This window comes from Brevibacillus gelatini (assembly GCF_003710935.1).
Classification (GTDB): domain Bacteria; phylum Bacillota; class Bacilli; order Brevibacillales; family Brevibacillaceae; genus Brevibacillus; species Brevibacillus gelatini.
The window spans coordinates 152,701-164,701 of sequence record NZ_RHHS01000015.1 but is presented as its reverse complement, the minus strand read 5'-3'; the positions used below and the strand labels follow the sequence as shown (position 1 = coordinate 164,701).

At 51.3% G+C, this 12,001-nt stretch carries 8 protein-coding genes; 3 read left to right on the top strand and 5 right to left on the bottom strand.

The window, feature by feature from the left end; translation table 11 throughout:
* Nucleotides 1–120 precede the first annotated feature (120 nt).
* The 3 genes from deoD (at nucleotide 121) to EDM57_RS23675 (ending at nucleotide 1,631) form a co-directional block, all read left to right on the top strand.
* The gene (gene deoD / locus EDM57_RS05775; RefSeq protein WP_122903821.1) at nucleotides 121–828 is read left to right on the top strand and encodes a purine-nucleoside phosphorylase; all 708 of its coding nucleotides are present in this window, start codon (nucleotides 121–123) and stop codon (nucleotides 826–828) included.
* A gap of 103 nt (nucleotides 829–931) precedes the next feature.
* The gene (locus EDM57_RS23680; RefSeq protein WP_246005748.1) at nucleotides 932–1,363 is read left to right on the top strand and encodes a DUF4241 domain-containing protein; all 432 of its coding nucleotides are present in this window, start codon (nucleotides 932–934) and stop codon (nucleotides 1,361–1,363) included.
* The gene (locus tag EDM57_RS23675; protein WP_246005747.1) at nucleotides 1,356–1,631 is read left to right on the top strand and encodes a DUF4241 domain-containing protein; all 276 of its coding nucleotides are present in this window, start codon (nucleotides 1,356–1,358) and stop codon (nucleotides 1,629–1,631) included. The genes EDM57_RS23680 and EDM57_RS23675 overlap by 8 nt, the downstream gene beginning before the upstream one ends.
* 1,903 nt (nucleotides 1,632–3,534) lie before the next feature.
* Here the strand turns inward: EDM57_RS23675 and EDM57_RS05760 are convergent.
* From EDM57_RS05760 to EDM57_RS05740, 5 genes are all read right to left on the bottom strand, one after another.
* Complete coding sequence (locus EDM57_RS05760; protein WP_122903820.1) at nucleotides 3,535–5,790, bottom strand: ATP-binding cassette domain-containing protein; 2,256 nt, start codon at nucleotides 5,788–5,790, stop codon at nucleotides 3,535–3,537.
* Nucleotides 5,791–5,938: 148 nt separating this feature from the next.
* Entirely contained in the window at nucleotides 5,939–7,528 is a 1,590-nt protein-coding gene (locus EDM57_RS05755) for an alpha/beta hydrolase (RefSeq protein ID WP_122903819.1), read from the bottom strand.
* A gap of 49 nt (nucleotides 7,529–7,577) precedes the next feature.
* Nucleotides 7,578–8,312, bottom strand: coding sequence for a thioesterase II family protein (locus EDM57_RS05750; protein WP_122903818.1), 735 nt, complete (start codon nucleotides 8,310–8,312; stop codon nucleotides 7,578–7,580).
* Nucleotides 8,313–8,355: 43 nt separating this feature from the next.
* On the bottom strand, nucleotides 8,356–10,143 hold the full coding sequence (locus EDM57_RS05745) for an ABC transporter ATP-binding protein (RefSeq protein WP_122903817.1): 1,788 nt from the start codon (nucleotides 10,141–10,143) through the stop codon (nucleotides 8,356–8,358).
* A 2-nt stretch (nucleotides 10,144–10,145) separates the two neighbouring features.
* On the bottom strand, nucleotides 10,146–11,927 hold the full coding sequence (locus tag EDM57_RS05740; RefSeq protein WP_122903816.1) for an ABC transporter ATP-binding protein: 1,782 nt from the start codon (nucleotides 11,925–11,927) through the stop codon (nucleotides 10,146–10,148).
* Between the last annotated feature and the right edge of the window lie 74 nt (nucleotides 11,928–12,001).

Genomic DNA, 12,001 nt, shown 5'->3' with positions numbered 1-12,001 from the left:
AAGCTTGCACAAGCGATGCTGCGACGAGTATCGCTCTCTATTTTTTCATTTTGCAGCGTTTCGTTTTTGTAGTACGATAAGCAAGTAGGAAATTTTTTGAACGCGAAGGAGCAAATGAATATGAGTGTACATATCGGAGCCAAACAAGGCCAGATTGCCGAAACGATTTTGCTGCCAGGTGATCCGCTGCGGGCGAAATACATTGCCGAGACCTTCCTGGAAGGGGCCGAATGCTACAATGAAGTACGCGGCATGCTCGGATTTACAGGTACATACAAAGGAAAGCGGGTATCCGTACAAGGGACAGGCATGGGGGTGCCTTCCATCTCGATCTACGTCAACGAGCTGATGGAGTCGTACGGCGTGCAAAACCTGATTCGCGTCGGCACATGCGGCGCGATCCAGGAGGACATCAAGGTGCGCGACGTCATCATCGCGATGAGCGCCTCTTCTGACTCGCAAGTCAACCGCCTGCTGTTCAACCAGATTGACTTTGCTCCGACAGCAAGCTTCGACCTGCTGCACAAAGCTTATCAGGTCGCTTCCGAGCGCAACCTGCCTGTGAAGGTCGGCAATATTTTCACAAGCGACAGTTTTTACCGTGAAAATTTTGACCTGTACAAAAAGCTGGCGGCCTACCAGGTGCTCGCTGTGGAAATGGAGTCTTCCGCGCTCTATACGCTCGCAGCGAAGTACAAGCGCAATGCCTTGTCCATCCTGACGGTGAGCGACCATATCCTCACTGGGGAAGAAACAACGGCAGAGGAGCGCCAGACGACTTTCAACGAAATGATCGAAGTAGCGCTGGACGCAGCCCTAACGAAATAGCCCTAACCAAATAATTGCAAAGACTGACAACCCGCTGGCAACCTGTGACAGTGGGTTGCTTCATTATGTCGCTCACAATTTCACTTTTCCAGAGGAATGAAGCATGCAAGAGCATGATCCGGATTTTTTTGAAACAGCGTTCACGGAAGAAGGCTTCCGTACAGAGCAGCACAACTACGAGTACCGCCTGTTTTGCAAGGAAATTGGCCAACTGCATGTGCAGACGGGGAAAATCGTCGCCAAAGATCCGCTGGACATATTTGAGATGGAACCGTTTACCGAGACGTTCCCAACCGGCACGTTCCCGGTGCAGCTTGCCATCGCACAGGTTACGCCTTTGGATGCTACTGGAGAGACAGGAGGCGAGATGGAACCGGATGAGCGTGTTGCCTTGGCCCGGATCGTATTTGCCGACAAGCCGGTCGTCAGCTGGAAGATGGCCGTCTGGGAAAATTCGGATGTGACGCAGCTCGCCGCCAATGAGTTTTTCGGCTACGGCGTGGATGCCGGCACAGGTTCCTTTCTTTATGGATGAAAAGGCGTGCAAGCTGCTGGAGAGCCGTTTGGAGCAGGATGAGACGTTTTTCGATGCGCTGATCGAGGAAATGGATCAGACGTACAAGCACACGCGAAGCTGGCTGGTCAAAGACATGGGGAATGGGTGCAATGTCGCGATGTTTTCCAGCGGCTGGGGCGACGGCAGCTACGCGAGCTATATCGGCTACGATGCAGATGGGCAAATCGTGCGGTTGCTGACGGATTTTTACCTGGTGGATTGGATGGAAGCGCCAGAAGGAGAGTGAGGCGAGTCAAAGGGTTTTGGAGGCTTTGCCGGGGCAGGGAAGGGAAGGATTTAGGAATTTGGGGAAAAGTGCATGGAATTCGCTAAACGCCAAAACAGAGTGCCGCTATTTGGGGCACTCTTTTTCAGTTTATTTTTTCTGTGTTTTTCTGTTCAGGTAGTGGGCCAGGTTGTTCAAGGTGTCTTCATAAGAGCGTTTTTTGGAGAGAGTGGTGGTTTCCGGCGATTTTGTTTTTACTTTTGTCATGTCGGGACCTCCAGGTGGGTGATTGTGATTTTTAGTTGTATTGATCCTGATTATAATATAAATTAAATTCCAGTAAATGTAAATAGACTTTTTTAAAAAAACTTAAATTTTTTTAGTTAGTGACTTTTTCTAGTTCGTGTCAGTTTTGGGTTTGTACTGCTAGTCTGTATTGATATTAGTCTGCACTGATAATAGATAAATGGACGCTGACAGTTGCTCAATATTGCATTTTATTTTGTTGATTGTTGATTTATGAGACTTGAGTTGGTTCGTTATCGTTATCGTTGCTGGTGTTTGGATGCTGGCTGTTTAGAACTGAGCTTTGAGCATGTATAAGAGTTCTGATCGTTGACATTCGCGCGGCATTTGACGATGGTGATAATTTCGGTTATCGGATGGATATGGATGCGTTGATAGATAAACATTTGAGGATTACCGGAACGTTTTGTTGCTTATGTGGCTCTTGTTTGGCATACGGGCAATAGGAGGGCACTCTTCACGGCTACTCTTTGTATTTTATTTTGAGTCCGATAATATATATTATGTAAACTTATGAAAAGAGCAAGAAAGGCATATGGGTATGGTTTATATGCTGGTTTATATGTTATTGTCTGTGACGTAAATATTACTCATGTTTTGCGAAGTGAATTCAGAAGTGAATTCATTAGCAAGTAGTTAGTTCAATTAATTAATGCAACTTTAATGAAGCTTCCTTGGTTAGAGCTGGTTGGCCGTTGTCTGCTGATAAAATTTTTGTGCCAGGTATGGTCGTGAGGTATTGAATGATAACATACCAGCGATAAATTGATCTTGAGGAAACATCTAATATAATAAATTTAAAATGAGCCTAGAATGCCTGAAATAGCGATATGTGAGGTAAACGCCCTTTTTTGTTCATTCTAGCTAAAAATATATCAGTTCATGAAATGGCGTTTTCATGAACTGATATGCGAATAAGATAACTTTCTTATCCTCTAGCATATGAACACCAAAATCCGCTGCTTACTGAACTGGCACATTTTGCAGATAAGCAAACTGACTGTAATACCTCAATACCTCTCGAAATAGAACCCCTTTTTTCCACAGAAGCTCCTCACGAGTCCTCGACTCAATGATCTCCCCTCTGTGAATGACTAGGATCAGATCCGCATTTTCTATCGTTTTCAAACCTCTTTAAGTTTAAGCAAATGCAGGATGGCCAATTGGACAAACCCTCTCTGACGTCTCAAATCATCCACCTCCGATATTTCGAAAATAATAATCGTTATATCGTTCAAACGTAATATGCTTAGCCTGTACCATAAAAATAAATAAAAAGACTTGTTCCTGGAATATTCTCAGGCTAGCCTAGTAACTGCTGCAAGGAGGGTGATGAAAGAAGCTTGTATTCCAGAATAGCAATAATATTACATATTCGGTCTGTTGGTTTACCAAATCTACTACGACTTGGCCGATCTAACCATATGGGCTTTACTAGCAGTAGCAGTGATAACAAATTTGTACGATGGTATACGGAAAGCGATGCAACGAAAAAACGAAAGCAGCCGATAAAAACAACAGCTCTCCAGCGAGTTCGTTACCGCCAGAGAGCCAATTAGTTACAAGTCGCTATCCAAGCCAGTTTTTTGCGATGGATGAAGACTCCCTCATCCCCGATTTACCGCAAATACTTCCCCGTAATCGACTGCTCCGCCTGAACGATCTGCGACGGTGTGCCCTCAAACACAACCCGGCCGCCTTTGCTGCCGCCGTCCGGCCCCAAGTCGATGATCCAGTCTGCCTGACTGATGACTTCGAGGTTGTGCTCGATGACGATCACTGTGTTGCCGGCATTTACGAGGCGGTTCATGATCTGCAACAGGTGTCCAATATCGGACATGTGCAAACCAGTCGTCGGCTCGTCCATGACGTAGATGCTGCCTTTTTTATGCAGCTCGCTGGCCAGCTTGATGCGCTGGCATTCCCCGCCCGAGAGCGTGCTGAGCGGCTGGCCGAGGGTAATGTAGTTCAGTCCCACGTCGCTCAATGCCTGCAGCTTGCGAACGACTTCTTTCAGCTCGAAAAAGTCCAACGCCTGCTCCACTGTCATGGCCAGTACGTCTGCAATTGACTTGCCATTCAGCTTGTAGTCGAGCACCTCTTCCTTGAACCGCTTGCCGCCGCATACCTCACACGGGAGCTTCACGCTCTCAAGGAAGGCCAGGTCTGTGTACACGACCCCGAGACCCTGGCAGTTCTCGCAGGCCCCTTTGGAGTTGAAGCTGAACAAGCTTTGGTTGACCTTGTTCGCGGAAGCAAACGCCTTGCGCACATCGTCCATGATCCCTGTGTAGGTGGCGGGGTTCGAGCGCGTTGACACGCCTACTGCCGACTGGTCGATGACGATTGCGTCCGGGTGCTGGCGAAGGAACACTTCGTTGATGAGCGTACTTTTTCCCGATCCGGCGACACCCGTTACAACTGTCAGCACGCCGGTGGGAATGTCCACACTCACGTTTTGCAAATTGTGCAACGTCGCATTTTTTATGGAAAGCTTGCCGGACGGCTGTCTGCACGCTTGCTTCAACTGCAGCGGCCGCTTCATGTGCATGCCTGTCAGTGTGCCTGACTCCAGCAGTCCCTCGTAGCTGCCTTCGTACACGATGGTGCCGCCGTGACTGCCCGCGTGTGGCCCGACGTCGACGATATGGTCCGCCACCTTGATGACATCCGGATCGTGCTCGACGACGATGACGGTATTGCCTTTGTCGCGCAGCTTTTGCAGCAAGGCGTTTAGCCGATGGACATCGCGCGGGTGCAAGCCAACGCTCGGCTCATCGAAAATGTAGGTGACATCGACCAAACTGCCGCTCAGGTGCTTGACCATCTTGACGCGCTGCGACTCGCCGCCGGACAGCGTATCGGTCTCCCGGTCCAGTGTCAGGTAGTCCAGCCCGATGTCGACCAGATGCTGCAACCGTTCGGTCAGCGACTTGACGATTGGGGCGACGGTGGGTTCGTCAATCTCCCGGATGACGTGAATAAGCTGACCGACCTCCATTGCAGACATGTCCGCGATGTTGCGCCCGTTGATTTTGCAGCGGAGCGCCGCCTGGTTGAGCCTCGCACCGTGGCAGCTTGGACATGGCCCTTCGATAAGGTACGGGGCGACCGCTTTTTGGGTGCGTTCCGACTTCGTTTTTACGTCCTGCTTGATGTACTTGTTGGTGAACTTTTCAATGACGCCTTCCACGGTAACGTTCGTCGCCTTTCCGGCGAAGTCGAGCTTCACTTTCCTCGCTTTGCCGTGCAGCAGTAGCTCCAGTTCCTCCGCTGCGTAATCGCACAGCTTTTTGTCCGGGTCAAACGAGCCTGACTGCACGACCAACGTCCAATCCCAGCTGTCTACTTTGTAGTCCGGCAGCATGATCGCCCCTTCGTTCAACGACTTGGACATATCAATCGCCTTGTCCATATCGATGCCCAATTTGCGGCCGAGCCCGTTGCACTCCGGGCACATCCCTTGCGGATCGTTAAACGAAAACATGTGCGCTGGGCCCACATGCGGTTGCCCTGCTCGCGAAAAAAGCAGGCGGAGAATGGGAGAAATATCGGTAATCGTGCCCATTGTGGAATGCGAACCGCCGCCCAGCCGCTTCTGGTCGACGATGACAGCCATGCTCAAGTTTTCAATCGCATCCGCATCCGGCTGCGGATAACGCGGCAGGAAATTGCGCACGAACATGCTGAAGTTCTCATTTAGCAAGCGCGTCGATTCTGCGGCAATCGTATCAAAGACGATGGAAGATTTGCCGGACCCGGATACCCCGGTGAAAATCGTGATCTTCCGTTTGGGAATGCGCAGTGATACGTTTTTGAGATTGTTTTCCCGTGCCCCCGAGATGACGATATACTCCTGATTCGGTTCGCTCATGCCTAACACCCTCCCGCTACTGTTCGTTTTTTTGCTCATCCCTCCATTGTACCATTCCTTGTGCGTGCATAGTCAAAGAGGACATGCTTTTTCTCCCTGAAAAGAAAAAACGACCCCGCAAAAAGGGTCGTCCATCGTTTATCGTCGCTTATTTCTCCAATTCTCCATCCTCATCGGTTACGGCAAAGTTGTAGTTGACCGAGCGCGTAAATGGCTCGCCGTCTTCATTGATGCCTGTCACGTCAAAAGAAAGATTGTACACTCCTGGCTTGGTGGGGACGGCAAAATTGCCAGTCAGCTCATCGCCTTTGATGGAAAACTTCACCTGATCGAGCACACTGGCCTTTTTGCCGTTGAGCGAGCGCGTTACATTTGCTTTTTGCAGCATGGAAGCATCAATCTCGCTATTTCCCAGCTCGACGGAAATTTTCGCCTTGTCGCCCTGCTGGAATACCTTTTTGTTGGCCTTTACCTTCGCCTGTTCGCCCCCTTCAATCTGGGCAACCATGAAGAAGGCATCGTCTTCTCCCTCTACTTCAAGCGTCCACTCGCCCGCTTCAGGCTCGTCGACTTGAATGAAATGATGCACGGCGTCCATGAAAATCGGGGGCTCGTCCTCTGCTCTGTTCTTTTTGCTCAAGTCTGCCTCGTATTCTTTGCCGGACGGGCTGATTAATGTCACTTTTGTATCTTTCGACGACGTCATCGTGTCAAGATTCAGTTTGTCAATGCCGCTCTCCAGGAAGAACGTTTCCGATACCCTGTCCTCTACTTCGCCGCCGCGCAAAATGAAGGAGCTTTCTTCCGTAGTAGAAGCTTTTTCCTTGTCTTTTCTTACCTGGTTCGGCTGCTCCCGAAGTGCCGCGGTTGCTTTTTTCAACTTAGGCTCGACCAGATTCCACGTTTGGGAGGCTTTTGCCATTTGTCCGTGGGAAATGTTTTTCGTAAAGCTTCTGATCCCGTATGGCAAGCCAAAAGCAGAATCTACGGAAACAGCGCCGTCGTCTTCACCGGGAAGAACCGCATGGGCGAACCAGGTTGCGCTAAACATGCCATCGTCGCCTGTTCCGGCAGACATGTAGGTAGTCGTGTAGCCATTTTCGCTGCGGTGGTCGGTCTGGGAACGGAAATTGGCCATGTAGGATGTTTGCAAGGAGTACACGGCATCGTCTTTTTTCCCGAGAATATCGGCGAGCCACCCTGCCCAATTGCTGTATGCCAAGTCTGCCAATTCTGAACCTTTATTCGGGGTAGACAGTTGATGAACGACGTTGACATACGGATAGGCGCCGTAGTGGACAAGCGCGGTTTGCGTATCAATGCCGCCTTTGGAATGCGCAATGATGTTGATTTTGGAGACGCCGTAATGCTTCGCTACCTTTTTGATGACTTCGGCGAGCTTGGCTCCGTTTGTCCACATGTTGCCGCCGGTACCATCGGCGTCTTTCAGTTGGACGAAAGCGGTGCGATACCCGGCGTTATAGGCTGCATCATAAAATCCGTCTGTCGTGTACCAGGTTTTGTAGTTGGAGTGCAAGCCTTGGACGAAGAGAATCACCGGCTTGTTGGAGGAATTGGGCGGGACAGCCCCCGTGTACCAGTCGCCGAAGTTGCCATTCGGGTTGTCGTCATGCAGCACCGGAGCAGGAGCTGCCGCGCTTGCGACATTGGGGGAGATCAGTGCCGTCGTCAGCGTGACGGCTGCCAGCATGCGGGACAAAGATTTTTGTTTCTTCATCGTAACACCAACCTTTTCAAGATAGGATTTATTGTGCCATACCCCTTAGCTAGTAAGGGGCATGGATTGGCACCACCGTTTCTGCTTGCAAAACATGCGAAATGATTTGGAGAATCGGTTCGATCTGATGATGAATGAAGAAATGACCGCCAGTCACCGGGTAAAACTTGCACGCGCCCTTGCAGTAGTCGCGCCACGCCAAAATGTCCTCGAGCGCGATGGAATCTTTCGTTCCGTACAGCACAGACATGTTCACAGGTATCTGGCGAGGCAGGCTCTGGTCCATTTCGTACGTCTGCACGGCTTGAAAATCGGCGCGCAGGATGGGCAAAAACAGATCCAATAGTTCCGGATTGTCCAGCACATCGTCAGGAGTGCCGCCAAGCCTGCGCAATTCTTCGACAAATTCGTCATGCGGCAGATGGTACGTCTTTGCCAGCTTGTGATACGCATGCGGTACACGGGAAGCGGACAAAAACAAATGCTGCGGCAACGGTTCGCCCTTCTGCATCAGCTTTCGCGTCAGTTCAAATGCGACCAGACCGCCCATGCTGTGGCCAAAGAAGGCAAATGGCGATCCGTCCAGTTCGGGCGTGATCCTGCTGTATACATCCTCCAGCAGCTCATAAAAGCTGCTGGGGAGGGGCACCGCCTCATTCTGCTGCAGCGCGCGTGGGCGCACCTCGAATGGGTATATGTCCAAAAAGGTCGGCGGAAATCGCGACTTCCAACTGTAATAGATGCCTGGAAGTCCGCCCGCGTATGGAAAGCAAAACAGCTTCATCTTTTTCCCCCAATCGTTTTTGATGGATAGAGGCAAAACACGGTCAGGCAAGGCCCGCGCTGCTTTTTGCCAGTTCGAGAGCAGGTCTGTCCTTTTTCTGCTGCACTTCATACATGCTGGCGTACAGGCCGTTTTTGGCCAGCAATTCGGCATGTCGTCCCTGTTCCCTGACTTTTCCTTCGTGCAAGACGTAAATCATGTCTGCATGTTCGACAGTCGACAGACGATGGGCGATGACCAGAACCGTTTTTTCCCGCATGAGCGCAGTCAACGCCCGCTGCACCCAAAATTCCGACTCCGCATCGAGCGCAGAGGTCGCTTCATCGAGCAACAGAATCGGTGCATTTTTCAAAATTGCTCTGGCAATCGCAATACGTTGCCGCTGTCCTCCTGACAGCTTCGCCCCTCGCTCACCCGTCCGCGTCTGATAGCCGTCCGGCAGCTCCATGATGAAATCGTGCGCGTAAGCTGCCTTGCTCGCCCTCACAACATCTTCATCCGTCGCATCCAGACAACCGTAGCGGATATTTTCTTCAATCGTTCCCTCGAACAAAAAGGCATCCTGGGGCACGTAGGCGATCAGGCTTCTCAGCTCAGCAATCGAATACTGTCCGAGCGGCTTTCCTTGCAAGGAAATGGAACCGTGAGCAGGCGGGTAATAGCCGAGCAGCAGCTTCATGACCGTGCTTTTTCCGCCGCCACTCGTCCCTACCAGCGCCGCCATTTGGCCTCGGCCGACTTGCAGCGACACTTCGTCGAGCACGTTTGAATCGGCGGTGTAGCCAAAGACGACCTGCTCCATTTTCAGCATGCTGTCGTCTTCCCGACTCTCAGTGGAGTCCAGCTGGTACTGGTTTGGTTCAAGCGGCTCCTGCAGGAACCCGACAATGCGCGAGGCGCCTGCAAGCGATCCTTGCAGCGTCGTGATAACCTGACCAAGCTGCAAGAAGGCCAGCGTCACCAGCATTTGCTGCTGCACCAGGGCGACGAGTACGCCGAGCCCGATCACTTGTTTGGCGACCAGCATGATTCCTAATACGAGCATGCCCCCGAAGCTTACAAACTGGATGAAAAAGTTGGTCCCTTCCAGCAGCGCATGCCTATGGCCCTGCTTGATGGCAGAGGCGGTTACTTCCTCATTGGCTTCTGTGTAGCGTGCCGTCACAACCTTCTGTAAGTGAAACATTTTGATTACGGGCAGGCCCGACAAAAAATCGCTCAGTCGTTCGGTCCCCACCCCCAGCTGCTGCTGCAACTGATCGCCAATCCGCCGCACGGACTTGGCAAACTGCGTATTCACATACAAGGTCAGTGTGCTCACGAAAAGCAGGACGATGGCAATTTTCCAGTCCAAAGCAAACATCCCGGCGATTGAGCCGATCAGGGACAGCAAAATGATGCACAACGTTTTCAGTTGTTCGGCATAAGCCCGCTCCATCAGCTGGACGTCGTTGCCGAGCCGCGACATCGTATCGCCCGAATGGTGCTGTTCGTAGTAGGCAAAAGGCAAACGACTCAGACGCTGAAAGACGAGCAGCCGAATGTTGGCAATCACTTCGCGGACGCATCGACGGTACATATAGCTGAAAAAGGGTGACAGAAGGCTGAACAGAAGGAACATCGCAGCCATGGTCACAATCGCTCGTGTGAGCAAAGCCGGGTCTTTTGTGTTTGCAAAATCCGTCAGGTCTTTAAAAACGAACGGCAAGGCGATCAAAACAGAAGCCTGCCCGATTCCATCGCCCAACAACCCCAAAAAATACGCTCGCTTTTTTGCTTTCATCAGCGACAGCAGTTGCGAAAGCTCCTGCATCAACTTCTGGATGAACATCGCTATACCCCCTCTGCTGCCAGCACACCTTGCTCCTCTGTGGCAAACTGTTTTTGATACAGGCGGGTGTACACGCCGCCTTTGGCGAGCAAGTCGAAGTGTGTGCCTCTTTCGACGATTTGTCCTTGCTCCAGGACAAGCACTTCATCCGCGTCCTTAATCGTGGAAAGCCGATGGGCAATAACCAGCACCGTGCGGTCGCGCATCACATTTTCCAGCGCTTCCTGCACGAGTGCTTCCGATTCGGTATCGAGGGCGGATGTCGGTTCATCGAGCAACAAAATCGGGGCATCCTTCAAAATCGCCCTGGCGATGGCAATGCGCTGTTTTTGTCCGCCAGACAGCCGGGAGCCTCGTTCCCCCACTCTTGTTTCATAGCCTTCGGGAAGCTCCATGATGAAATCATGCGCATTGGCCGCTTTGGCTGCGGCAATAATCTCGTCGCGCGTGGCGTCAAGGCGACCGTAGGAGATATTTTCGGCAATCGATACCGGAAAAAGCGTCGTATCCTGCGATACCAATGACAGATGGCTGCGCAGCGCTGCCAGGTTCCAGTGATCCAGAGAATGCCCGAACACTTTGATGCACCCCTCGCCTGGTTCGATCTGGTAAAACCCGCACAACAATTTCAGGATGGTGCTTTTTCCGCTGCCGCTTGCTCCGACCAACGCAACGGTTTTGTTTTTGGGCAGGGCAAAGCTTATGGCGTCCAGGATCTTCGTCTGGTCGTAGGCAAACGTGACGTTTTCAAACTGTACCGGAACCGCTTTTGGATCAACAGAAATCGCAGGCAGATCGTTTTGCTCCACAGGCTGCAAACATATTTCCTGCAGACGCTTGGCTGCCCCGGAAGTTTCCTGGACCTGGGCAAACAGTACGGGGGCAAGTGACAACGGCTCGATAATAAAGTGAAGCAAATAGCTGAAAATGACCAGGCTGCCCAAGGTCAGTTCCCCTGTCTGGATCAAGTAGCCGCCGTAGGCGACAAAAAACAGAATGGGAGCAGAAAACAGCAAAATTCCGGGAGCGGTCATGAAAGCTCGTTTTTTCTCGGCCAGTATCCCGTTTTTCAGCACTTGTTGCATGCCTGCTTCGTATTTGCGGTACATCACGTCTTCCAGTCGGAACGCTTTTACCATGTGAATCCCGGACAACGTGTCCTGGGCAATGGCGTTGGCTTGTCCCAAATGATCCTGCATGCGCGCGGCGTACGTTTGCAACGGTCTGCTCATCGCCCCTGTGACGGCAATCGCAACGGGCAGGATCGCGACACTGAACAGGATGAGCTTCCAGTTGATCGACAGCAGCAGGGCCAGTGCTCCAACGAAAACGACTGGCAAATAAAACAACTGGTAAAAATGCTGCTGCAAAAAGCTCTGCAAAATTTGCGCATCACTCGTCAGACGAGAAACGAGATCGCCCGAGTGGTATTTATCCATGGTGGACATGGGGACTTGTTCGAGATGTGCCGCCATTTTGTTTTTCAAATCCCGCATTGCTCTTGCGCTGAATCTGGCTGCCGAGTACGTAATGAAATATTTCGAGAAAAATCCGACGATGGTGAGACACAAAATGATGAGGGCGATCCTGACCAGCTTGTCGAAGTCGCTGGTGTATTCAACCATGCTTTGAATCAGTACCCCCATCCAGATGTCTGCCACCGCTACGAGTACCGAAGCAAGGATGCAAATGAATACCCAAATTCGGTAAGGCTTTACAAACGACAGCACCCAGCCAAACACGGAGTTGCTTCTTGTGTGGGAATCTTGCTTCGTAAAAATCATGTGCGGCTCCTCTCCATGGATGTTAGGGATGGATTCCCCCCGGGGTCGCTTTTTCCCAAGGGGGAATCCTCATG

Coding starts and splice junctions, on each gene's coding strand:
- deoD (WP_122903821.1), top strand. CDS start 121: ATGAGTGTACATATCGGAGCCAAACAAGGCCAGATTGCCGAAACGATT.
- EDM57_RS23680 (WP_246005748.1), top strand. CDS start 932: ATGCAAGAGCATGATCCGGATTTTTTTGAAACAGCGTTCACGGAAGAA.
- EDM57_RS23675 (WP_246005747.1), top strand. CDS start 1,356: ATGGATGAAAAGGCGTGCAAGCTGCTGGAGAGCCGTTTGGAGCAGGAT.
- EDM57_RS05760 (WP_122903820.1), bottom strand. CDS start 5,790: ATGAGCGAACCGAATCAGGAGTATATCGTCATCTCGGGGGCACGGGAA.
- EDM57_RS05755 (WP_122903819.1), bottom strand. CDS start 7,528: ATGAAGAAACAAAAATCTTTGTCCCGCATGCTGGCAGCCGTCACGCTG.
- EDM57_RS05750 (WP_122903818.1), bottom strand. CDS start 8,312: ATGAAGCTGTTTTGCTTTCCATACGCGGGCGGACTTCCAGGCATCTAT.
- EDM57_RS05745 (WP_122903817.1), bottom strand. CDS start 10,143: ATGTTCATCCAGAAGTTGATGCAGGAGCTTTCGCAACTGCTGTCGCTG.
- EDM57_RS05740 (WP_122903816.1), bottom strand. CDS start 11,927: ATGATTTTTACGAAGCAAGATTCCCACACAAGAAGCAACTCCGTGTTT.